24 protein-coding genes are annotated in these 21,447 nt (G+C 65.8%); 19 read left to right on the top strand and 5 right to left on the bottom strand.

What is annotated here, in order from left to right; all coding sequences use genetic code 11:
• Window positions 1–13 precede the first annotated feature (13 nt).
• Together ACAX61_RS16355 and trmB are read right to left on the bottom strand one after the other, a co-directional pair.
• Window positions 14–1,324, bottom strand: coding sequence for an MATE family efflux transporter (locus ACAX61_RS16355; RefSeq protein ID WP_370715799.1), 1,311 nt, complete (start codon window positions 1,322–1,324; stop codon window positions 14–16).
• 76 nt (window positions 1,325–1,400) lie between these two features.
• Complete coding sequence (gene trmB / locus ACAX61_RS16360) at window positions 1,401–2,081, bottom strand: tRNA (guanine(46)-N(7))-methyltransferase TrmB (RefSeq protein ID WP_370715800.1); 681 nt, start codon at window positions 2,079–2,081, stop codon at window positions 1,401–1,403.
• 104 nt (window positions 2,082–2,185) lie between these two features.
• Here trmB and ACAX61_RS16365 point away from each other — a divergent pair, with 104 nt between their 5' ends.
• The 10 genes from ACAX61_RS16365 (at window position 2,186) to tatC (ending at window position 10,352) form a co-directional block, all read left to right on the top strand.
• Complete coding sequence (locus ACAX61_RS16365; RefSeq protein ID WP_370715801.1) at window positions 2,186–2,959, top strand: SDR family oxidoreductase; 774 nt, start codon at window positions 2,186–2,188, stop codon at window positions 2,957–2,959.
• Between the two features lie 70 nt (window positions 2,960–3,029).
• On the top strand, window positions 3,030–3,938 hold the full coding sequence (gene rarD / locus ACAX61_RS16370) for an EamA family transporter RarD (protein ID WP_370715802.1): 909 nt from the start codon (window positions 3,030–3,032) through the stop codon (window positions 3,936–3,938).
• A gap of 33 nt (window positions 3,939–3,971) precedes the next feature.
• Complete coding sequence (gene argS, locus ACAX61_RS16375) at window positions 3,972–5,702, top strand: arginine--tRNA ligase (protein ID WP_370715803.1); 1,731 nt, start codon at window positions 3,972–3,974, stop codon at window positions 5,700–5,702.
• Window positions 5,699–6,454, top strand: a complete 756-nt coding sequence (locus tag ACAX61_RS16380; RefSeq protein WP_370715804.1) for an SPOR domain-containing protein — start codon at window positions 5,699–5,701, stop codon at window positions 6,452–6,454. Before argS ends, ACAX61_RS16380 begins: the two co-directional genes overlap by 4 nt.
• 44 nt (window positions 6,455–6,498) lie before the next feature.
• On the top strand, window positions 6,499–7,503 hold the full coding sequence (locus tag ACAX61_RS16385; RefSeq protein ID WP_370715805.1) for a glycoside hydrolase family 3 N-terminal domain-containing protein: 1,005 nt from the start codon (window positions 6,499–6,501) through the stop codon (window positions 7,501–7,503).
• Window positions 7,504–7,546: 43 nt separating this feature from the next.
• Window positions 7,547–8,281, top strand: coding sequence for a segregation and condensation protein A (locus ACAX61_RS16390; RefSeq protein WP_370715846.1), 735 nt, complete (start codon window positions 7,547–7,549; stop codon window positions 8,279–8,281).
• Window positions 8,278–8,856, top strand: coding sequence for an SMC-Scp complex subunit ScpB (gene scpB, locus ACAX61_RS16395; RefSeq protein ID WP_370715806.1), 579 nt, complete (start codon window positions 8,278–8,280; stop codon window positions 8,854–8,856). Before ACAX61_RS16390 ends, scpB begins: the two co-directional genes overlap by 4 nt.
• Window positions 8,857–8,883: 27 nt before the next feature.
• On the top strand, window positions 8,884–9,105 hold the full coding sequence (locus ACAX61_RS16400) for a twin-arginine translocase TatA/TatE family subunit (protein ID WP_370715807.1): 222 nt from the start codon (window positions 8,884–8,886) through the stop codon (window positions 9,103–9,105).
• A gap of 84 nt (window positions 9,106–9,189) precedes the next feature.
• Entirely contained in the window at window positions 9,190–9,585 is a 396-nt protein-coding gene (gene tatB / locus ACAX61_RS16405) for a Sec-independent protein translocase protein TatB (RefSeq protein ID WP_370715808.1), read from the top strand.
• Window positions 9,582–10,352, top strand: coding sequence for a twin-arginine translocase subunit TatC (tatC, locus tag ACAX61_RS16410; protein WP_370715809.1), 771 nt, complete (start codon window positions 9,582–9,584; stop codon window positions 10,350–10,352). Before tatB ends, tatC begins: the two co-directional genes overlap by 4 nt.
• A gap of 59 nt (window positions 10,353–10,411) precedes the next feature.
• On the opposite strand, the gene ACAX61_RS16415 is transcribed toward tatC, so the two are convergent.
• The 3 genes from ACAX61_RS16415 to ACAX61_RS16425 form a co-directional block, all read right to left on the bottom strand.
• A complete protein-coding gene (locus tag ACAX61_RS16415) occupies window positions 10,412–10,537 on the bottom strand; it encodes an entericidin A/B family lipoprotein (RefSeq protein WP_370715810.1) in 126 nt (41 codons plus the stop codon).
• A 249-nt stretch (window positions 10,538–10,786) separates the two neighbouring features.
• Window positions 10,787–12,379, bottom strand: a complete 1,593-nt coding sequence (locus ACAX61_RS16420) for a sensor histidine kinase (protein ID WP_370715811.1) — start codon at window positions 12,377–12,379, stop codon at window positions 10,787–10,789.
• Between the two features lie 193 nt (window positions 12,380–12,572).
• Window positions 12,573–12,713: a NepR family anti-sigma factor gene (locus ACAX61_RS16425; RefSeq protein ID WP_370715812.1), complete on the bottom strand. Its 141-nt coding sequence runs from the start codon at window positions 12,711–12,713 to the stop codon at window positions 12,573–12,575.
• A 256-nt stretch (window positions 12,714–12,969) separates the two neighbouring features.
• Between ACAX61_RS16425 and ACAX61_RS16430 the strand changes: the two genes are divergently transcribed.
• The 9 genes from ACAX61_RS16430 (at window position 12,970) to xth (ending at window position 21,445) form a co-directional block, all read left to right on the top strand.
• On the top strand, window positions 12,970–13,776 hold the full coding sequence (locus tag ACAX61_RS16430; protein ID WP_370715813.1) for a response regulator: 807 nt from the start codon (window positions 12,970–12,972) through the stop codon (window positions 13,774–13,776).
• 60 nt (window positions 13,777–13,836) lie between these two features.
• Window positions 13,837–13,974 (top strand): hypothetical protein, encoded by a 138-nt coding sequence (locus ACAX61_RS16435; RefSeq protein ID WP_370715814.1) that lies wholly within the window; start codon window positions 13,837–13,839, stop codon window positions 13,972–13,974.
• 107 nt (window positions 13,975–14,081) lie between these two features.
• Window positions 14,082–14,720 (top strand): sigma-70 family RNA polymerase sigma factor, encoded by a 639-nt coding sequence (locus ACAX61_RS16440; RefSeq protein ID WP_370715815.1) that lies wholly within the window; start codon window positions 14,082–14,084, stop codon window positions 14,718–14,720.
• A gap of 320 nt (window positions 14,721–15,040) precedes the next feature.
• On the top strand, window positions 15,041–17,716 hold the full coding sequence (locus tag ACAX61_RS16445; RefSeq protein ID WP_370715816.1) for a bifunctional [glutamine synthetase] adenylyltransferase/[glutamine synthetase]-adenylyl-L-tyrosine phosphorylase: 2,676 nt from the start codon (window positions 15,041–15,043) through the stop codon (window positions 17,714–17,716).
• Window positions 17,717–17,719: 3 nt separating this feature from the next.
• Entirely contained in the window at window positions 17,720–18,181 is a 462-nt protein-coding gene (locus ACAX61_RS16450) for a peroxiredoxin (RefSeq protein ID WP_370715817.1), read from the top strand.
• On the top strand, window positions 18,178–18,996 hold the full coding sequence (locus tag ACAX61_RS16455; protein WP_370715818.1) for a ferritin-like domain-containing protein: 819 nt from the start codon (window positions 18,178–18,180) through the stop codon (window positions 18,994–18,996). The genes ACAX61_RS16450 and ACAX61_RS16455 overlap by 4 nt, the downstream gene beginning before the upstream one ends.
• A 192-nt stretch (window positions 18,997–19,188) precedes the next feature.
• Complete coding sequence (locus tag ACAX61_RS16460) at window positions 19,189–20,241, top strand: M23 family metallopeptidase (protein ID WP_370715819.1); 1,053 nt, start codon at window positions 19,189–19,191, stop codon at window positions 20,239–20,241.
• Window positions 20,242–20,322: 81 nt separating this feature from the next.
• Window positions 20,323–20,667 carry an iron-sulfur cluster insertion protein ErpA gene (gene erpA, locus ACAX61_RS16465; protein WP_370715820.1) on the top strand — a complete coding sequence of 115 codons (345 nt, stop codon included), beginning with the start codon at window positions 20,323–20,325 and terminating at the stop codon, window positions 20,665–20,667.
• Between the two features lie 7 nt (window positions 20,668–20,674).
• Window positions 20,675–21,445 carry an exodeoxyribonuclease III gene (xth, locus tag ACAX61_RS16470; protein ID WP_370715821.1) on the top strand — a complete coding sequence of 257 codons (771 nt, stop codon included), beginning with the start codon at window positions 20,675–20,677 and terminating at the stop codon, window positions 21,443–21,445.
• Window positions 21,446–21,447: the final 2 nt, after the last annotated feature.

Consider the following 21,447-nt stretch of genomic DNA (forward strand, 5'->3'; position numbering starts at 1 on the left):
ACGCGGGCGGCCTCTAGGGCGCGGCGCGCGCGGGGGCAAGGCGGCGCATCAACCGCGGCCAGAACAGCCCCAGCGCAATCGCGCGCCAGCCATAGCCCGCCAGCAGCGCAATCCACACGCCCACCTCGCCCCAGGGGCGCAGCGCCAGGTCGGTCAGCACATAGGCGGCGGTGGAGGCCAGCGCCGCATCGCGCAGTGCCCGCCCTTCGGTGGCGCCGATGAACACGCCGTCCAGCAGCCATGCGGGTGTGCCGATCAGCGGCACCAGCGCGACCAGCGGCAACAGGCCGGCGGCAATGGCACGCACCTCCGCACTGGTGGTCAGCAGCGCGACGAACGCCTCTCCACCCGCCGCGATCAGCACGGCGAAGAGGATGGCGGTGCCAAGGCAGAACTCGCCCACCAGCCGCGTCGCGCGCAGCATCGCGGCCCGGTCGCGCGCACCGATTGCCGCGCCCACGCGCGCTTCGGCAGTGAAGCAGAATCCGTCGAGGATAAAGGCGCTGACGGCGACGAACTGCATCAGGACCTGCTGTGCGGCCAGCGTCTCCGCACCCAGCCGTGCACCCGCATTGGTGAACCACCCGAACAAAGTCAGCAGCGCGACGGTGCGGATCATCAGGTCGCGATTGACAGCGAACAGCCGCGCCAGCGCCGCGCGGTCGAACAGGGCTGCCGCCGTTCCCCGCCAGCCCGCGCGTGTGACCCACAGCGCTGCCGCGACCGCAATCCAGTCGGCGCAGGCGGTGCCCAGCCCAACGCCGCGCACGCCCATGTCCAGCTGCCACACGAACAGCATCGTCAGCGCGATGTTCGCGGCGTTCAGGATCAATTGCACCACCAGCGCCGCACGCGTGCGCCCGACGCCGAGCAACCAGCCATTGGCCGCATAAAAGGCAAGCGCGGCGGGCGCGCCCAGCAAGCGCGCCTCGACATAGGTGCGCGTCGCCACGTCCAGCGCGCCGCCGCCCGCCATCAATGCCAGCGCCGCTGGGACCAGCAGCGATTGAAGGATCAGCAACACCGCGCCCAGTAACCCGCCAAGCATCAATCCGCGCCTGAGCAGCGCGGCAATCTCTGCCCCGTCATTCGCGCCCACCGCCTGCGCGGTCAGGCCCGTCATGCCCATCCGCAGAAAGCCGAATGCCCAGAACAGGAAATTGACGATGGTCGACCCCAGCGCCACCGCTGCCAGCGCGGTCGCTTCGCCGGTGCGCCCGATCACCGCCGTATCGACGATGCCGACCAGCGGAATCGAAGCCTGCGCCACCATTATCGGCCAGGCTTGCGACAGGATCGCTCGGCGGGTTGGGGCAGCGGACATGGCCGGCCGCGTTATCGGGCCGCTTATGCCCGGTAAAGCACGACGCGCCGGCGCCGCCGCGACTTACCGGCTGGAGTCAGAGCCGCACATACCGGAAATACCAGACCTCATGCCCCTTGGTGCGTGCCTTGCGCTCATAGCGGGTTTCCGGCCAGTCGGCGGGCCGCGTCAGGAAATCGGCGGCGGTGCGCGCGGTCCATTCAAAGTCGCGGCGCTGGTTCATCACCATCATCGACCAGCGACAATAAGTCGGGTCGTCGGTGCCCAGCCGGAATTCGGCGCCGGGCTTCAGCTTTGCGGCGATCAGGTCCAGCGGGCCGTGATTGACCATGCGCCGCTTGGCGTGGCGCGCCTTGCGCCAGGGATCCGGGTGCAGCAGGTACAGCCGCGACAGGCTGGCGTCGGGTATCCGTTCCAGCACCTCCAGCGCGTCGCCCATGTGCAGGCGCACATTGCCAAGGTTACGGTCGCGGATGTGTGCCAGCGCCCCGACGACGCCGTTCAGGAACGGTTCGCAGCCGATAAAGCCATGATTGGGCAGTGCCGAAGCCTGTCCGGCCAGATGCTCGCCCCCGCCAAAGCCGATCTCGAATTCGATCGGACGGTCGTCGCCGAACAGGTCCGCAGGGTCCAGCGGCCCTTCCGCCGGGACTTCCAGTTTCGGCAACAGGTCCTCGACCAGCGCGGCCTGCCCTGCGCGCAGCTTGTGCCCCTGGCGGCGGCCATAGAGACGACGGATGGTAGCGGGATCGTTCATTGGGCGACGCCTGTGCCGCCCATGCGCGCCGATGTCGAGAGGGGGCTTTCAAACGCGCCCGGACTGCCCACTTTCCGAGCGTTCAATCGAAAGGACTGGTTTCCATGAAGAGCAGCGGCAACACCATTCTGGTCACGGGCGGCGGTTCGGGCATCGGCGCGGCTCTGGCGCAAAGGCTGGCGGCGCGCGGCGACACCGTGATCGTTGCCGGGCGTCGGCGCGAGGCGCTGGAAGAAGCGATTACGGGGCGCGAGCGGATGCACGCAATGACGCTCGACATCGACCACGCGGCCGCGATCGAAGACTTCGCCGCGCGCCTGATCGCAGAGCATCCCGCGCTGAACGCGGTCATCCACAATGCCGGGATCATGAGGTTCGAGACGCTGGATGCGCGTCGCGACCTGTCGGATGCGGAAGCGACGATCGCCACCAACCTGCTGGGGCCGATTCGCCTGACCAATGCGCTGATCGACCATCTGGTGACCAAGGACGATGCGGCGATCGTCACGGTCACGTCGGGCCTCGCCTATGTCCCGCTGGTCGCGACGCCAACCTATTCGGCGACCAAGGCCGCGATCCACAGCTATACCGTCAGCCTGCGTGAGGCGCTGGAAGGCAGGGTCGAGGTGATCGAGATCGCGCCCCCCGCCGTCCGCACCGACCTGACCCCCGGTCAGAAAGATCGGGAAGGCTATATGCCGCTCGACGCATTTGCCGATGAAGTGATGGCGCTGCTGCAAGGCAATCCCACGCCGGCGGAAGTGCTGGTCGAGCGGGTTCGCGCGCTGCGCAATGCAGAGGCGGATGGCGCGTTCGATCAGCGGCTGAAGATGATCAACGATTTCGCGCGCGCCGAGCGGGAGCGCAGCGGCAGCTGACCAGCTTTTCTTTCCGCGGGGATAGCCGACGATCTTTGCGGCGGCGCAGCATCGGGACTATTTGACGGGCATGACCCGCCAACCTCCCGATGCCGCCGCCCGTTCGACCCGCACGGGTTTGATGCAGGCGGCGGGCGCCTATCTGATCTGGGGGCTGCTGCCGCTTTATTTCCTTTTGCTCAAAACGGTCGACGCCGGTGAGATCGTGGCCAACCGCGTCATCTGGTCGCTGGCGTTGCTGTTCGGCATTGTTGCACTGACGCGGCGGGGCGGGCGACTGTGGCTGGCGTTGACCAGTGGGCGGACGTTGCGACTGCTGGCGCTGAGTGCTGCGCTGATTTCGGTCAACTGGCTGGTCTATATCTGGTCGGTGCAGCACGCGCATGTGCTGGAGGCGAGCCTGGGTTATTTCCTGAACCCGCTGGTCAATGTCGTCCTTGGCGTGCTGGTCCTTCGCGAACGGCTGAGCCGCCCGCAAATGGCGGCGGTCGCGCTGGCGGCGCTGGGTGTGCTGGTACTGGCGCTGCAGGCGGGGGAGGGGCTGTGGATCAGCCTGACGTTGGCGATCAGCTTTGGCCTGTACGGACTGGTGCGAAAGGTCGCGCCCGTCGAGTCGATCGAGGGGCTGACGATCGAAACGCTGGTGCTGACGCCCTTTGCCATCGCCTATCTCGTCTGGCTGGACGGGCAGGGAGTGCTGGCATTCGGCGGTGACGTGACGACGACGACGCTGCTGGCGGTGGCGGGGGTCGTGACCGCCATCCCGCTGCTGTTGTTCGCGGCAGGCGCGCGGCGATTGCCCTATTCGGTCATCGGACTGCTGCAATATCTGGCGCCGACCTTGCAGTTCCTTCTGGCGATCACGCTGCTGGGCGAACAAATGACGACAGCGCACGCCATCTGTTTCGCGCTGATCTGGGCAGGGCTGGCGGTGTTCGTGATGGGCAGTATTCGCCGCCCGCGCGTCGCACCCGTTTGAGAAGTCGCGCGCGCTGGTTTAAGGGCGCGCGCCATGACGCTTTACGCACGCTTCACCGCCCATCTCGACCAGATCCTCGACGCGCTGACTGCTGACGGGACGCTGCCCGGCGACATCAACCGCCGCGCCGTCACCGTCGAGCCGCCCCGCGACGCCAGCCATGGCGACCTGGCCACCAACGCCGCCATGGTGCTGGCCAAGCCCGCAGGCACCAATCCGCGCGCGCTGGCCGAATCGATCGCCAAGCGGCTGGAGGCGCTGCCGGAGGTCGCCTCGGTCTCGGTCGCCGGACCTGGCTTCATCAATATGACGCTGACCGACGGGACGTGGCGCGACGAATTGCAGGCGATCCATGCCGCCGGCGATGGCTATGGCCGGTCCGATGCGGGCGCGGGCGTGACGGTGAATGTCGAATATGTCTCCGCCAACCCGACCGGACCGATGCACATGGGGCATTGCCGCGGCGCCGTGGTGGGCGACGCGCTGTCCAGCCTGCTGGAGCATGTCGGGCACAAGGTGGTGCGCGAATATTATGTGAACGATGCGGGTGGGCAGGTCGACGTCCTCGCCCGGTCGGCGCATATCCGTTACCGCGAGGCGTTGGGCGAGGACGTGGGGGCAATCCCCGAAGGGCTGTATCCCGGCGATTACCTTGTGCCGGTGGGGCAGGCGCTGGCCGCCGAATATGGCGACCGTTATGCCACGGCGCCCGACAGCGAGTGGCTGGCCTTGTTTCGCACGCGCGCCGTCGCGGCGATGCTGGAGCTGATCAAGGCCGATCTGGCGCTGTTGGGAATCCATCACGACGTGTTCGCGTCCGAGGCGGAATTGCAGGCGGCCGGCAAGCCCGAAGCGGCTGAGGCGTGGCTGCGCGAACGCGATCTCGTTTACGACGGCGTGCTGGAAGCCCCCAAGGGCGAGACGCCTGAAGATTGGGAGCCGGTCGAGCTGCCGCTGTTCCGCTCGACCCGGTTCGGTGACGATCAAGATCGCCCGATCAAGAAGTCGAACGGCGCTTGGACCTATTTCGGGGCCGATCTCGCCTATCATTTCCAGAAGGCACAGGGCGCGGACCAGTTGATCGACATCTGGGGCGCGGACCATGCCGGGACCGTCAAGCGCATCGTCGCGGCGGTGCAGGCGCTGACCGAGGGTAAGACTCGCTTCGATGTGAAGCTGGTGCAGATGGTCCGCCTGTTACGCGCGGGCGAGCCGGTGAAAATGTCCAAGCGGTCGGGCAATTTCGTCACGCTGGCCGATGTCGTGCGCGAAGTGGGCAAGGACGTGGTTCGCTTCACCATGCTGACGCGCAAGGCCGACGCGCAGATGGATTTCGATTTCGCCAAGGTGGTCGAGGCGTCGAAGGACAATCCCGTTTTCTACGTCCAGTACGCCCATGCACGCGTTCATTCGCTGCGCCGCCGTGCTGGCGAGGCGGGGATCGAACCGACCACCACGCCCGATCTGTCCCGCCTCGACACGGTGGAACTGGCGCTGGTGAAACGCATGGCCCAGTTCCCGCGCATGGTGGAGGGCGCGGCGCAGGCGCGTGAGCCGCACCGTATCGCCTTCTACCTCTATGACCTGGCAGCGGAGTTTCATGCAGCCTGGAACGCGGGCAATGACGACCCGTCGCGCCGCTACGTGATCGCGGGAGATGCGCCGCTGACGCAGGCGCGTCTTTATCTGGCCGACGCGATCGGGCAGATCATCCGTTCGGGCCTGGCCATCATGGGTGTCGAGGCCGTCGAGGAGATGAAATGATGGCGCCTGTCGCCGGCGATCGCGTGCTGACGGATGAAGAGCGGCTCCCCTGGCTGGAAACGGTTGAGGAGACGTTTGTGGAACGCGCGCCGATGGGCCGCGTGGTCGTGATCGTCATTGCCGCGCTTTTGCTCGTCGGTGCGGCGGTCGGGGCACTTTACTGGTTTCAGGACCGTCCCGCGACCGGTGACGGTTCGGGGCAACTGATCGCCGCGCCGCCGGGCGACTACAAGATCAAGCCGGAAGAGCCCGGCGGCATGCAGGTCGCGGGAGAAGGCGACAGCGTGTTCAAGGCCAGCGATGGCGGCGAGATCGCCAATGGCTCGGTCGACCTGTCCGCCATTCCCGAAGCCCCGCTGGCAACCGGTCCCCGGCCGGCGCCAGCCGCGATGTCGACGCCCAAGCCAGCCGCGACCCGCGTTTCCGAAGCCGTGCCGCCGCCATCCGGTCGTCTGGAGGCGGAAAAGCGCAACGTCGCTGTGGCAAAGGCACGGCCTGCCCCCGGCGGCGCGACCGGCGCGTTCGTCCAGATCGGCTCCTTCCCCAGTTCCGCCGCCGCGAACACCGCTTGGAAGCAGCTTTCGGGGCGTTTCAGCTATCTGGCCGCGCTGGGCCAATCGATACAGGTGGCTGAGGTCAATGGCCGCACCGTCCATCGCCTGCGCGTCGGCACCGGCAGCAATGCAGAGGCGCGGCAGGTGTGCGGCAAGCTGAAGGTCGCGGGCGAACCCTGTTTCGTCGTGGCGCAATAAGGCGGGGGCTTTCGCGCCCGCCAAAGCGCGGCTAACCCGGCACCATGCTGCCGGTCATCTATGGCTTGTCGGGCCTGACGCTCACGCCCGACGAGCGTGCCTTTTTCCGTGATGCCGATCCGCTCGGCTATATCCTGTTCGGCCGCAACGTGAGCGACCGCGCGCAGTTGCGGGCGCTGACCGACGATCTGCGGGCCCTGTCCGGGCGCGATGACCTGCCCATCCTGATCGATCAGGAAGGCGGGCCAGTCGCGCGGATGAAGCCGCCGGAATGGCCCGCTTTTCCCGCCGGTCCCGCCTTTGCCGCGCTGTGGAACGTCGCGCCCGCCTCCGCGATCGAAGCGGCGCGCGTCAATGCCCATGCCATCGGCCTGATGCTGAGCGAGGTCGGCATCACCGTCGACTGCCTGCCGCTGCTCGATGTGACGATGGCCGACACGACCCCCGCAATCGCCAGTCGCGCTTATGGCAGCGAGCCGATGCAGGTTGCCGCGATCGGGCGTGCTGTACTGGACGGGTTGCAGGCGGGCGGCGTGGTCGGCGTGGTCAAGCACATGCCTGGCCATGGGCGCGGCCGTGTCGACAGTCATTACGAACTGCCGCGCGTCGCCGCCAATGCGGACGCGCTGGCCATCGACATCGAACCCTTCCGCACACTGTCGCACGCGCCGATGGGCATGACCTGTCACTGCGTGTTCGATGCATGGGACGCAGAGCGCCCCGCGACGCTGTCGCCCACCGTGATCGAGGATGTGATTCGCGGCCAGATCGGCTTTGATGGCCTGTTGATGACCGACGATATCGACATGAAGGCGTTGAGCGGTACTGCCGGGGAGAAGGCGGGGGCCGCGTTGGCGGCAGGGTGCGATGTTGCCCTAGATTGCTGGGCGCGGATGGACGAGATGGTCGAGATCGCCGGCAGGCTGACCCCCGCCGGGGAAAAGGTGATCGCGCGGCTGGATCGGGCCATGGCGATGCGCGTGGCACCGTCGGGGGACATGGCCGAGCTGATTGCCAAGCGCGACGCGTTGCTGGCGCTGGCGACCTGACCATCCCGTTGCGTTGGGCACCCGGCCCGTGCCAATCACGCACATGGCCGATGGCGACGCCGAAACACTGACGATTTCCTTGGAAAGCTGGGAGGGGCCGCTCGACCTGCTCTTGGGTTTGGCGCGAACGCAAAAGGTCGATCTGAAGGCGATTTCGATCTTGCAACTGGTCGAACAATATCTGGCCTTCATCGCCTCTGCCCGCGCGCTCAAGCTTGAGGTCGCGGCCGATTATCTGGTGATGGCGGCGTGGCTGGCCTATCTGAAATCGGCGCTGTTGCTGCCGCGCGATCCCGAAGAAACGCCAAGCCCCGAAGAACTTGCGCTGCGGCTGACGCTGCGGCTGGAGCGGCTGAACGCGATGCGAGAGGCAGGGGCAAGGCTGATGGCGCGCGATCGCATGGGCCGCGACGTGTTCCCGCGCGGTGCGCCCGAGGGGTTGCGGACGATCCGCCATACGCGTTGGGACGCCAATCTCTACGACCTGATCGCCGCCTATGGCCGGGTCAGCGCCCGGTCGCGACCGGTACTGCATGTCGTGCGCCAGCGGCCGGTGATGACGCTCGACACGGCCCTTGCGCGCGTGTCGGCGATGCTGGGCGAAACGCTGGACTGGACCGCGCTGTCGCATTTCCTGCCCGATGGGGGTGAGGCGCTGTGGCGGCGCTCGGCGCTGGCGTCGAGCTTTCTGGCGGCGCTGGAACTGGCGAAGCAGGGCCGGGTGGAACTGGAACAGGCCGGCCCATTCGCGCCGCTTTACCTGCGAGCGCTGGCATGAATCGCCCCGATGAGACGGTCCGTGCGGTCGAAGCGATCCTGTTCGCCGCCACCGCGCCGCTTACGGTTGCGGAAATACGAGCGCATTTGGGCGACAAGGCGGATATTGCCGCTGCGCTGAGGGTGTTGGAGGCGGATTACGCCGGGCGTGGTGTCGCGCTGGTTCGGCGCGGTGATCATTGGCATTTCCAGACGGCGGGCGACCTGGCGCACATCCTGCGCCGCGACCGGGAGGACAGCCGCAAGCTGAGCCGCGCGGGGATCGAGACGCTGGCGATCATCGCCTATCACGAGCCCGTCACCCGCGCCGAGATCGAGGCGATCCGCGGGGTTCAGGTGGCCAAGGGTACGCTCGACGTGTTGATGGAGGCCGGCTGGGTGCGCCCCGCCGGTCGTCGCGAAGTGCCCGGACGACCATTGATGTATGCGACGACGCCGGGCTTCCTTGACCATTTTGGACTGGGCAGCCGACGCGACCTGCCGGGGATCGATGATCTGCGCGCTGCGGGCCTTCTCGATCCGGTCGACCTGGCATTCGAACAGACAGCGGTGGAAAAGGACGACGAGGCAGACTAGATAGGTCGGACCTCGAGGAGATTCGTCATGGGTAGTTTCAGCCTGGTCCATTGGCTGGTGTTCGGCGTCATCGCGATCCTGCTGCTGGGTGGCGGCCGGTTCTCGAACCTGATGGGCGACGTTGCCAAGGGCATCAAGAACTTCAAAAAGGGCATGGCCGAGGAAGAGGCCGAGCCGACGCGCATCGAGGCACAGCGCGCGGCAGAGCCCGCTTACAAGACCGAAGAACAGGTGCGCGAACAGCGCTGACGCGACCGAGCCGGCCACGGGCATCCGCCCGGCGGCCGGTTTTGTTTTCCGATGCACGCGCCAAGGCGGGATTGACGGAGCGAGATGCTCGATTTCAACATGAGCGAGATGATGGTCGTCGCCATCGTCGCGTTGCTCGTCATCGGTCCGAAGGACCTGCCAAAGGCCATGCGCTTCGTCGGCTGTTGGGTCGGCCGCGCGCGTGGCGTCGCCCGCCAGTTCCGGTCCGGCTTTGATTCGATGGTGCGTGAGGCCGAATTGGCCGAAATGGAAAAGAAATGGGCCGAGGAAAATGCCCGCATCATGCGCGAGCATCCGTCCGAGCCCGATCAACCGCCGGTTACGTCGGACCCTGTCGCCTTGCCCGCGCCGGATGAGTCAGGCGACCAGCCGCCCGTAACGGTCGAGCGGCCCGCGATCCACGACGATCCCGCGCCGCCGGCCGACCCGGTCACCGCTGATCCAAAGGCGCAGTCGTGAACGACATCGACGACACCCAGGCCCCGTTGCTCGAACATCTGGTCGAGCTGCGCCGCCGCATGCTGTTGTGCGTGGTGACGGTCTTCGTCGCCTTTGGCGTTTGTTACGGCTTTGCAGAAAATATCTTCGCCTTCCTTGTCCAGCCGCTGCTGGCCGCCGGGCAGGACAAGGTGATCTTCACCCAGCTGTTCGAAGCATTTTTCGTTCGGGTGAAGGTGGCGTTTTTCGCCGCAATGATGATTTCCTTCCCCGTGCTGGCGATCCAGTTGTGGCGGTTCGTGGCGCCGGGGCTTTACCGCACGGAAAAGCGCGCGTTGCTGCCGTTTCTGCTGGCGACGCCGGTGCTGTTCACCATGGGCGCGGCGCTGGCATATTATGTGACGATACCCGTCGCTTTGCATTTTCTGCTGGGATTTGAGGGTAATTTCGGCGGTATCCAGCAAGAGGCACTGCCGTCTGTCGGAAATTACCTGTCGTTCATCATGCAGTTCCTGTTCGCGTTCGGCATTTCGTTCCTGCTGCCGGTGTTGCTGATGCTGCTGGAGCGCGCCGGCATTGTCACGCGCAAGCAACTGATTGGTGCGCGGCGCTATGCCATCGTTGCGGCGTTCGGCATTTCGGCGGTGCTGACCCCGCCCGACATCGGATCGCAGTTCCTGCTCGCGATCCCCATGATCCTGCTCTACGAACTGGCGCTGATTGGCATCTGGTTCACCGAGCGCAAGCGCGCCAAGGAAGCAGAGACGGAAGCAGGCGCGGCGGCCTGATGTAAAAAGGGCCGCGGACCCGTGCTGGATCCGCGGCCCATTTCTCTACCCGTCCGGGTTTAGTCGGCGACGTCTTCGACAGCCGAACCAGCCGACTGGACGTCGCGGCCGACGCCTTCGACCGTGTTGCATGCGCTGACCATCAGCGCACCCGCGAACATTGCCAGACCCAAAAGCTTACGCATCCCAACCTCCATCATAAGAACCTGTCGCTGCAAAATGCGGCGCGCGCGATTTCGTTCCGCGTGCGAAGCAGATGCTTGAAAGCGTTGACGATTTCGAAAAGGTAAAGGCCCGGAAACGTCGCCGGGGGGGTAGGGTCGACGTTTCCGGGCCTTCATGTCATGAACGGCGAGAGCGGGGGGGCAAAAGGTCGCCGTTCGGGAAGCAGAACGTGCGCTCACGGTCACGGTTCCAGCGGCCGACGACTTTTTTCAGCTCGTGCGCATAACAGGCAGCGTGATCTCATATGCGCCGGCGAGGGGATCATGATGCAGCGGCGCCCGCAACTGGCGGGCCAGCCCGGTGACGACCCGCCCATAGCGATTGGCGAGCAACGCTTCCAGCGCCTCGGTCTGGATCAACGAGGCGGAAACGATGCGCAGGCGCCCCGTTCCTGACCCGTCGTCCTGCTCGCGCAATGAGATGCGGACCTGTGTTTCCGGGCTTGCGGTCATCGCCAACTCAAGCAGTTCAGTTACCAGAAACGCGACGGCGACGGCCGTGTCCTGCGACACTGCCATAGGTTCGACGTCAAGCGTCACCGAAAAGCGATGCGCCGGTTCGGGCGCTCCCGCGCGGATGCCCGCAGCGAGTTCGCCAAGAACCGAACGCAGCTCTACCCCACGATTTTCCTCAAGCTCGGCAAAGTGATAGCGGTGCACGACCGCCAGCGCATCGACGCGCCGCTGGATCGATGCATAGGCGGCGGCGGCCTCTGGCGTCGTGGCGCCGCGCGCGTGGAAATTGATCAGGCTGGCAATCACCTGAAGGTTGTTCTTGACGCGATGATGCACCTCACGCGTCAGCTTGGTCTGCCGCAACAGGCCCTCCGCAAGTCCCGCCTCATGCGCGACGACCGTGCGCGTCAGCGTGCGGAACGTGTCGCCCAGCTGGCGGATCTCTTGCGCGGGTACGGCGCCGTAATGGACCGGACCGAGCACGGTACCCGGCGCATAGGCGCTGACACTGGCGCGCAGTCGCCGCAACGGGCGGATCAGCAGTCGGTCTACGACGAACCAGGCGATGCCCGCCGCCAGCAGCCACATCAGGAGCGGCAGCAACGTCGTGACCACCAGCGGCGACGTGATCGGCGCGCCGCGCATCGTCATTTCGACGACGAGGCCCCGAACGCCCAATGGGGTGGCGGCGGTTTCGATGCGGCTGAGGATGCCGATTCCCGGTAGCGTGGCGAGATCCAGTTCGCCGTCGTCGCTGCGCAGCGTAATGCCATGGTCGGGAACGATCCCGCCCGGCCGCGCCATCGCCGCAAGGAATTGGCGGGGGAAATAGGCGGTGGCGACGCTGTCGCCGGTCGGGGTTGCAACCGACAGCGCCAACCCCTCATTCACGATTTGCGACCCGATTGCCTCGTTCCCACCGCGCGGCGGCGGCGCGACGGCTACACCCGATGGGAGGGGCGCGCCGCAAAGCAGACGGCCGTTCGCGTCAATGATAGCGAATTGCGCACCGGCAGCACGTTGCTGAGCAAAGGCGCCAGTCGCGCGGGCACAGGCGGGAGCATCGTTGGGATCGGCGGCCAGTGCGTCCATTGCCAGACGCAGGGCGTTCATGTCGCCGTTCAACTCGACGGTCAGCGCCCGTGCACTTTCGCCCAGCGCCATTCTCAACTGGGTGCGCGCTTCAAGATCGGCGGTTCGGGTCGTTTGCAGGGAGGCAAGCAGCGCGATGAAAGCCAGCGGCAGCAGCGCGCCACCCAAAATCAGGAAAACTCGCGCGCCCGTCGGCAGCCGGGCCAGCCAGCGCTCTCGCAATTGGGGATCGGTGCTGTCGTCGGAACTCGGCAAGCCAGGCGCATCGGAATTAGTCATTGGCAGATAGGCTAGCCCGTTTCGACCTCTGGGGGAATTGCTGTTGCAGCATATGGCGCATCATTGGCGAGGGGGCCTGTCATGCGCCATGGTTCACCGCAATGCGCCCATGGTTCAAATGCGGGAGGAATGTTGCTCCCGCTGAAACATGTCGTGGTCGTTCGAACGATCAGTCGAGCTTTTTTAGCAGTTCCAGAAGCTCATCAGGCACCTGTTCCTGAACGGCTTCGCGATAGACCGCGCGAAGTGCATCACCCACATTCTTTTCCTTATTCTGACCCTGCTTGGCCGGCTTCTTTTCCGAACGCACGATTTCCCCCTGCTCCCCACGATGCCCTGGTCGGATCGCGGGTACGACAAAATCCCGAGGTGCCTGAATCGCACCCCGATTCCCGATGCGCGCTAGCACATGTTCGGAGCGATGAAACCAAAGAGCGCCTCGTTGGTTCCGTGCGTCGAGGCATTTTCGGGGGGAGGGGTCCTTCACCTGTCGCGCCATCGTACTACTATCGGGTTTCGCCGTCCCAAATTTGAACGGGGCGGCCGTGAAGGAGACAAGAACTATCATGTCGCTTGGCCAGCAGCTTGCCCCGCATCTTCCCTTCTTGCGCCGCTATGGCCGCGCACTGACGGGCAGCCAGACCGAGGGTGACCGTTATGTTCGTGCAACGCTGGAAGCGATCGTCGCCGCGCCGGAGGAATTTCCCCGCGACGTTGATCCGCGGCTGGGCCTGTATCGCACCTTCCAGGCTATCTGGGGTTCGACCCAGATCGACGAATTCGGTGGCGAGGATGTCGATCCGTCGAGCGATCAGGAAGCAATCGCGCGCGCCCGTCTGGCCCGCATCGCCCCGCTGTCGCGGCAGGCGCTGCTCCTGACCGCGATGGAGGGCTTTACCGTCGAGGATACGGGCTATCTGATCGACGTCGACACCGCCGAAGTCGATCGCCTGGTTGCCGAGGCGCTGGCCGAGATCGAGCAGCAGACCCGTGCGCGTGTACTGGTGATCGAGGATGAGCCGATCATCGCGATGGATATCGAGACGATCGTGCGCGACCTGGGCCATGAAGTGACCGGCGTTGCCGTGACGCGTGACGAAGCGGTCGCGCTTGCGATGGACGACCGTCCTGGCCTGGTGTTGGCGGACATCCAGCTCGCTGACGACAGCTCGGGTATCGACGCAGTGAAGGACATTCTGGCACAGTTCAACGTGCCGGTGATCTTTATCACCGCGTTCCCCGAACGTCTGCTGACGGGCGAGCGGCCTGAGCCGACCTTCCTGATCACCAAGCCGTTCCAGCGTTCGACCGTCAAGGCGGCGATCAGCCAGGCGCTGTTCTTCGATCAGTCGACGGTTCCGGCCGCGGCCTGAAGTATCGCAGCTTCGTAAAAAAGATACGGAGCCAAAACGAACCTGGGGGGTTTAACCGTCATGGCTGATCCAAACGAGCAAGTGCATCTCGACACCGATCGCGCCCGCGGCGGTTCGACCCCCCATATGACGCGTTACATCCTGCCCATTTCATTGGTGCTGGTAATCGCGATCTTTGCCTATTTGGTATTGGCCTGACGCTGGTCAGCGCCGTACCAGGCGGGTCGGGGGTGGTCATGGGTGCGTCGCTTCCCTATGTTCGCGCCCCGGGCCGCGTATCAAATGGCCCTGCCGAACGGAGCCGCATGTCGCATATTGACGATCAGCAAGCGGACGCGTCCGAAACGGTTGTGCACGAGCATGTCTCGCTGTCCGACCCAGAGTTCAAGGCGCAGCTTACCCAGGTTATTCCGCACCTTCGCGCGTTTGGCCGCTCCCTGTCGGGCAGCCGCGACACCGCGGACGATCTGGTGCAGGAAACCCTGTTGAAGGCATGGGCGGCGCGCAAGCGCTTCCAGGCGGGCACCAACATGCGTGCGTGGACCTTCATCATTCTGCGCAACCTGTATCTCAGCCAGATGCGCCGCGCCCGGTTTAAGGGCGCGTGGGACGATCTGGTTGCCGATCGGCTGCTGGCGGCGCCTGCCAGTCAGGATCGTCATGTCGAATTGACCGACATGCAGCGCGCATTGTTGCACCTGCCACGTCCGCAGCGCGAAGCACTGATCCTCGTTGGCGCCGGTGGCTTTGCCTATGAAGAGGCGGCCGAAATCTGTCAGGTCGCAGTCGGCACGATCAAGAGCCGCGTGGCGCGCGGTCGCGTGGCGCTGGAGAACCTGTTGAGCGAGGGCGATCTGCCCAGCCGTGCGTTGCACGACGCGGGCGACCGCAGCGCGCTCGACACGATCATGGGTGAGGTCGAAGAACTCAGCCGCTCGCGCTAGAAACAACTGAGCCATAACGAAACGGGGGCCTGCGCACATGATGCGCTGGCCCCTTTTCCATATGCTCGACTGGCGCTGCTCTCAGGCGTACCGATCGAGCGCTTGTAGAAGTTTTGCCATATCCTGCGGCACTGCACGTTCACGGCGGTAGGCACCTTGTAGCGCAGAGGACAGGCAATCTGCTGCACCCGGCATCGCAACATGCAGGCTGCGAACTTCTTTGCGGGTATCAGGCGGTGCTTGTGACATATGGTTGTAACGCGGTTACAGGCTGATCGTTGCTTGACAGGGAAAGGAAAGGTCCTTCCACCCTCGCGGGGATGACAGCGACCATAAATCCTGAACGTCTGGCCGACGCGCTGGATCGCGCCCGTGCCGAATCCCCCTTTCTGCGTCTGGCGGCCGAGCGGGAGCCGGCGATTGCCGATGACCTGCAAGGCGCGCTTGCCGATCCACTGACCCACGCCTTTGCCGGGCTGGACGAGCGACCTGTGGCGGAGCGGCTGCGGCTGGCGCGGTGGCGGCTGGCGCTGATGGTCGCCGTCGCCGACCTGTCGGGCGCTTGGCCGCTGGAGAAGGTGGTCGCCACGCTCAGCGATTTTGCCGACCGGGTGCTGCATCAGGCGATCGTAACCGCGATTCGGGAGCGCACGCCCGATGCCGAACCGCGCGGCTTCGTCGCCATCGCGCTGGGCAAGCAGGGTAGCCGTGAGCTGAACTATTCGTCGGACATCGACCCGATCCTGCTGTTCGACCCCGAAACCCTGCCAACCCGCCCGCGTGAGGAGCCGCAAGAGGCCGCGGTTCGTATCGGCAAGCGGGTGGTCGAGGTGCTTCAGGCCCGCGATGGCAATGGTTATGTTTTGCGCGTCGACCTGCGCCTGAGGCCGTCGAGCGAAGTCACGCCGATCGCCCTGCCGGTAGAGGCGGCGATCGGATATTATGAGTCGGCGGCGCTGCCGTGGGAGCGTGCCGCCTTCATCCGCGCGCGCGCCTGTGCTGGCGACGTGCCGTTGGGGGAACGGTTCCTGACCGCCATTCGCCCGTTCGTCTGGCGCCGCAGCCTCGATTTCGGGGCCATCGCCGAAATTCGCGGCATCACCACCCGCATTCGCGATCATCATTCGCGCGGACAGGCGTTCGGTCCCGGCTATGATCTGAAGCGCGGTCGCGGCGGCATTCGAGAAATCGAGTTCTTTGCCCAGATCCATCAGCTGATCCATGGCGGCCGCGACCCGGCATTGCGTGCGCCGGCGACACTTGATGCGCTGGCGGCGCTGGCGGCAGCGGGGCGGATCGACGCGGATGAAGCGGTCGCGCTGGGCGATGCGTATCGCCTGCTGCGCACGCTGGAGCACCGCGTGCAGATGATCGACGACCGGCAGACCCATGCCCTGCCCGACGGGGAGTCGCTGGACCGAGTCGCGCGGCTGCATGGCCTGAGCGACGGCGCGTCGCTGCTCGACCTTGCGCGTCCGCATGTCGAGCGGGTGGGAGCGATTTACGACGCGATCGAACCGGAAAGCAGCGACCGGCTGCCCGACGGTGAGGAGAGCCTGTCGACGCGGCTGGCGGGCGCGGGCTTTGGTGAACCCGAACAGGCAGTCCGGCGAATCGCCGAATGGCGGGCGGGCGCCTATCCTGCGCTCCGCAGCCCGGCGGCGCGGGAGGCGCTGGAAAAAACCTTGCCCGACCTGATCGTGGCACTTGGCGGGGCACCCGATCCCCATGGGGCGATGTTGCGGCTGGACCGCATCCTTGCGCGGCTGCCTAGTGCGATCAATTTCTTCCGCCTGATCGACGCACAGCCGCATCTGGCGCGATTGCTGGCGACGGTCCTCAGCCTTGCGCCGACACTGGCCGACGCGCTGGGACGCCGGGTGGAGATGCTGGACGGCCTGATCGACGCCAGCGCGCTGGAGCCGGTGGGCGACGTGGCTGAACTGGCTGCCGCGATGTGCGCGGGGCGGCTAGATTACGAACAGCGGCTCGACCATGTCCGCCGCGTCGTCGCCGAAACGCGATTTGCACTGGGCGTACAGATCGTCGCGGGCGCGCGCGATCCGCTGGAGGTCGCGGGCGGCTATGCCCGGCTTGCCGAAGCCGCGATCGAAACGCTGGCTGCTGCCACGGTCGCGGAATTTGAACGCGCGCATGGGCGTGTGGCGAACAGCGAATTGCTGATCCTCGCGCTTGGGCGGCTGGGCGGGGGCAAGCTGACCCATGCCAGCGATCTGGATCTCGTCTATCTCTTCACCGGCGACCACAGTGCCGAAAGCGACGGCAAGCGGCCCTTGGGGGCGGTTCATTACTATAACCGCCTGGCGCAACGGGTGACGGCGGCGCTGTCGGTGGCGACGGCATCCGGCCCACTTTATCCGGTTGATACGCGGCTGCGCCCGTCGGGTAATCAGGGGCCGCTGGTGGTCTCGCTCGAAGGGTTTCGGCGCTATCAGCGGGAAAGCGCCTGGACGTGGGAGCATATGGCGCTGACCCGCGCCCGCCCGGTTTTCGGCTCAGACGAAGCACGTCAAAAGGTTCAGGCGATCATTGGCGAGGTGCTGGCCGGTGCCCGTCCCGACCGCGATGTCGCGGCCGACGCGCGAACGATGCGGGATGAGATGCGGACGCACAAGCCCGCGCAAGGGCCGCTGGATGCCAAGCTGCTCGACGGCGGTCTGGTCGATCTGGAATTCGCGGTGCATGTGCGGCAGCTGGTCCATCGCAGCGGCTTCAACCCCGATCTGGCGACGGCGATCGATGCGTTGGCGGCGGCGGGGTTGATCGATGCCGAGTTGCGGGCGGCACATGACATGCTGACGCGGCTGATCGTAACGATGCGGCTGGTCGCGCCCGACGCGCAGGAACCGCCGCCCCCGACCAAGGCCCTGATTGCACAGGCGCTGGATCTGCCGGACTGGGATGCGGTGACCGCCACGCTGGACGCCACCCGCGAACGGGTGTGCGCGGCGTGGATGGCAGCGGCAAAGGAGTGAAGAATGGCACTGAGTGAAGGCGATGCGATTCCCGACGTGACGGTCGCGCTGCCCCATGGCGGCACGCGGCGCCTGTCGGCACAGGGCCGGGCGCTGGTCGTCTATTTCTATCCCAAGGACGACACGTCGGGTTGCACCAATGAAGCGCGCGACTTTTCCGCGGCGATGGCCGATTTCGGCGCGGCCGGTGTCGACGTGCTGGGTATTTCCAAGGATTCGCCCGAGCGCCATGTGAAGTTCGCCGCCAAGCACGAACTGTCGGTGCCGCTGGCCACCGACGCTGACGACAGCGTTTGCGAGGCGTTCGGGGTGTGGGTCGAAAAAAGCATGTACGGCAAGAAATATATGGGGATCGAGCGCGCCACCTTCCTGTTCGGGGCGGATGGCCGGCTGGTCCGCGCATGGCGCAAGGTGAAGGTGCCCGGCCATGTCGCACAGGTGCTGGAGGCGGCGCGCGCGCTGTGAGCCAAAGCATTGCCCAGGCCGCGCGCGTGGTGCTGACCACCGCTGACCCGCGCGCCAAGGTCAAGGCCGCGCGGGCGGCGGCGCGCGCATGGCGGGCGGGACAGCTCGACCACCGGTTCGACGTGGCGATGCCCGACCGGCCCGCACGCCCCGATGCGCCCGAATTGCTGCCGCCCAATCGTCTGCCCAGACGGGGTAAGGGCGGATCGCCGCGTGGTCGCGTGGCGCTGATCCACGCATTGGCGCACATCGAATTTGTCGCGATCGATCTGGCGTTCGACGCGGTGGGGCGCTTTGGTGGCCAATTCCCGCGCGGCTTCGTCGATGATTGGATCGCAGTGGGCGCGGATGAGGCGATGCACTTCGCGCTGGTCGACCGGCGGCTGCGTCAGCTGGACAGTTTCTACGGCGCGATGGCCGCGCATGACGGATTGTGGGACGCTGCGTTCGCGACGCGCCATGACGCGCTGGGGCGGCTGGCGGTGGTGCCGATGGTGTTGGAGGCGCGGGGGCTGGACGTCACGCCGCAGACGATCGAGCGCTTTGCCAACGTGGACGACATTCCCACCGTGCGCATCCTGCAACGCATTCTGACCGACGAAGTGCGCCACGTCCGCGCGGGAACCCGCTGGTACCAATGGGGCTGCGAACAGGATTCGCAGGACCCGGCAAGCCATTGGCAATCCTTGGTCCGGCGGTACTTCCGGGGTGCCGTTAAGCCACCGTTCAACGACTCGGCGCGCGCCTCTGCCGGTCTAACGCGTGATTTCTATGCGCCTCTTGCCCATGCGGATGCAGGCGGACACACCTGCTGACGTCACGGCGCGGGTGGGGCTGCGAACCGGACGGTCAATCAGCGGACGGGCATCCCGCCTGACACCGCGTTCGTGGGTCGCAAGCACATTATGACAGATGTTACGAGCGAGATGAACGGACAGAGCGAACGATCCGATCCATTGTTCCGTACTCGCCAGTTTATTTTCCATGATGGCCGCAAGGCGCGGCGGGTGAAGCTGACGCCGCTGAATCAAGCGATGGCAGCGGGCGTGGCGGCAGTTGCGCTGTCGCTGACAGGCTATGGTGCGGTGCAGGTCGCCGACGCCGGCGCGCCCGACAGCAAGGTCGTGGCGATGCAGGCTGAAGTGGCCCGGATGCGCGCCGATGTCGCTGCAGTCCGCGACGCCGCCAAGGCGCAGGCGCTGCGCGTCGAGAAGCGTCAGGCACTGATCGCCGCCGTCCTGAGCGGAAAGGGTGATCCCGATCAGCTCGCCGCGCTCGCCGACGCACCCGAAGCGCGGGCGCAGGCGGTGGCGCAACAAATTCTCGCGCCGCTTCAGCGGGTCGAGGCGCGCCAGGTCCAATTCGCGATGGCTGCGCAGCAGGCGACCGACGCCCGCATCGCAGCCACCGCGCGTCAGCTGAAGAAGCTGGGTATGAAGCCCGACCGCGTGCTGGCCCGCGCCGGCATGGGCGGCCCCTATCTACCGCTCGACAGCAAGGAAGGCGCCGAAGCCGCAGTCGAGGTTAATGCCGACGCGCAGTTCCGTTCGTTGTTCCAGAGCTGGAAGAAGCTGGACACGCTGGAACAGGCGGTGATTTCGATCCCGTCGCTCCAGCCGGTCGAAAACGTCGCGCTGACGTCCAGCTTTGGCGTTCGTTCGGACCCGTTCCGCGGTACGGCGGCGATGCATGCCGGGGTCGACATTCCGGGCCCCGTCGGCACCCCCGTATATGCAACCGCCGACGGTATCGTTGCGCGCGCGCAGCGGGCAGGGGCCTATGGCAATCTGGTCGAGATCAACCATGGCAAGGGCATCCAGACCCGTTACGGCCACCTAAGCAAGATCGTGATCGGCGACAATGTCCGCGTAAAGCGTGGGCAGCTGATCGGCCTGATGGGTTCGACCGGTCGTTCGACCGGCAGCCATCTCCACTACGAAGTCCGCATCGGCGGCCGCCCGGTGAACCCGCTTCCCTATATGCAGACTGCCGATATTCTGCTAGGCGCGCAGGACAAGGCGCTGCGTCAGCGCGCCGCGGTCGGCGGACCCGCCAACTAAGACCGCCGTTGAGTTTCGTGAGGTAGGGGAGGAGAGGGGTCGTCCATTGTCGGCGACCCCCACTTCCCTTATCTCCACAACATGACCGACACATCCATTGTTCGCGAGATCGCGCTCAGCCCGTCAGCAGCAGCGCGCGTTGCCGCAATTGCCGAGCGTCAGCAAAAGCCCGCCATCCTGCGATTGTCGGTGGAAGGGGGCGGTTGTTCGGGGTTTCAGTACCGATTCGGCTTGGCCGATACGGTTGATGCTGACGATTCGATTGCCGAAACCGATGGCGTGAAGCTGGTGGTCGACTCGATCAGCCTCGACCTGGTGCGCGGCGCGGAGGTCGACTTCGTCGAATCGCTTGGCGGCGCGGCATTTCGTGTGACCAATCCCAACGCGGCGTCGGGCTGCGGTTGCGGCACCAGCTTTGCGGTCTGACGCACCTGTGAAAATTGTCAGCTATAACGTCAACGGGATCAAGGCCCGTCTGCCCCGCCTGCTGGAGTATCTGGACGAGCAGAAGCCCGATATTCTGTGCCTTCAGGAGCTGAAATCCAGCGACGAGACTTTCCCCGAAGCCGACATTCGCGCCGCCGGTTACGGCGCGGTGTGGCATGGGCAAAAGGGGTTCAACGGCGTCGCGATCCTGGCACGCGGGACTGATCCGGTTGAGCGTCGTCGCGGGCTGGACGGCGAGCCGGAGGACGAACATAGCCGCTATGTTGAGGCGGAGGTGGACGGCCTGGTCGTGGCGTCGATCTACCTGCCCAATGGCAACCCGCAGCCGGGACCGAAATTCGATTACAAGCTGCGGTGGATCGAACGATTGTCGACGCACGCACGCGCGTTGCTGGGCGAAGAACGTCCGGTCGTGCTGGCTGGCGACTATAACGTCATTCCCAATGACGATGACGTGTTCTCCGTTCGCGCGATGAGCGACGACGCGTTGATGCAGCCCGAATCGCGGCAGGGTTATCGCCGGTTGCTGGCCCAGGGTTGGACCGATTCGCTGCGGACCCGGTTCCCGGGCGGCGGCGTCTGGACTTTCTGGGATTATCAGGCAGGCGCGTGGCAGCGCGACGCCGGGTTCCGCATCGACCATCTGTTGCTCAGCCCGCTGGCCGCAGACCGGCTGGCGGACGCGGGCGTCGACAAGGAATATCGAGGTCGCGAAAAGGCCAGCGACCATGCGCCGACCTGGGTGCGACTACGCTGAGC

The organism is Sphingomonas sp. IW22 (assembly GCF_041321155.1).
Classification (GTDB): Bacteria; Pseudomonadota; Alphaproteobacteria; order Sphingomonadales; family Sphingomonadaceae; genus Sphingomonas.

Bases quoted from the DNA above. Each gene is read 5' to 3' on its own strand.
- ACAX61_RS16390 (WP_370715846.1), top strand. From the start codon at position 7,547: ATGGCCGATGGCGACGCCGAAACACTGACGATTTCCTTGGAAAGCTGG.
- tatB (WP_370715808.1), top strand. From the start codon at position 9,190: ATGCTCGATTTCAACATGAGCGAGATGATGGTCGTCGCCATCGTCGCG.
- ACAX61_RS16400 (WP_370715807.1), top strand. From the start codon at position 8,884: ATGGGTAGTTTCAGCCTGGTCCATTGGCTGGTGTTCGGCGTCATCGCG.
- ACAX61_RS16355 (WP_370715799.1), bottom strand. From the start codon at position 1,324: ATGTCCGCTGCCCCAACCCGCCGAGCGATCCTGTCGCAAGCCTGGCCG.
- rarD (WP_370715802.1), top strand. From the start codon at position 3,030: ATGACCCGCCAACCTCCCGATGCCGCCGCCCGTTCGACCCGCACGGGT.
- ACAX61_RS16440 (WP_370715815.1), top strand. From the start codon at position 14,082: ATGTCGCATATTGACGATCAGCAAGCGGACGCGTCCGAAACGGTTGTG.
- ACAX61_RS16445 (WP_370715816.1), top strand. From the start codon at position 15,041: ATGACAGCGACCATAAATCCTGAACGTCTGGCCGACGCGCTGGATCGC.
- scpB (WP_370715806.1), top strand. From the start codon at position 8,278: ATGAATCGCCCCGATGAGACGGTCCGTGCGGTCGAAGCGATCCTGTTC.
- ACAX61_RS16435 (WP_370715814.1), top strand. From the start codon at position 13,837: ATGGCTGATCCAAACGAGCAAGTGCATCTCGACACCGATCGCGCCCGC.
- ACAX61_RS16365 (WP_370715801.1), top strand. From the start codon at position 2,186: ATGAAGAGCAGCGGCAACACCATTCTGGTCACGGGCGGCGGTTCGGGC.
- ACAX61_RS16430 (WP_370715813.1), top strand. From the start codon at position 12,970: ATGTCGCTTGGCCAGCAGCTTGCCCCGCATCTTCCCTTCTTGCGCCGC.
- ACAX61_RS16380 (WP_370715804.1), top strand. From the start codon at position 5,699: ATGATGGCGCCTGTCGCCGGCGATCGCGTGCTGACGGATGAAGAGCGG.
- argS (WP_370715803.1), top strand. From the start codon at position 3,972: ATGACGCTTTACGCACGCTTCACCGCCCATCTCGACCAGATCCTCGAC.
- ACAX61_RS16450 (WP_370715817.1), top strand. From the start codon at position 17,720: ATGGCACTGAGTGAAGGCGATGCGATTCCCGACGTGACGGTCGCGCTG.
- trmB (WP_370715800.1), bottom strand. From the start codon at position 2,081: ATGAACGATCCCGCTACCATCCGTCGTCTCTATGGCCGCCGCCAGGGG.
- erpA (WP_370715820.1), top strand. From the start codon at position 20,323: ATGACCGACACATCCATTGTTCGCGAGATCGCGCTCAGCCCGTCAGCA.
- ACAX61_RS16415 (WP_370715810.1), bottom strand. From the start codon at position 10,537: ATGCGTAAGCTTTTGGGTCTGGCAATGTTCGCGGGTGCGCTGATGGTC.
- ACAX61_RS16385 (WP_370715805.1), top strand. From the start codon at position 6,499: ATGCTGCCGGTCATCTATGGCTTGTCGGGCCTGACGCTCACGCCCGAC.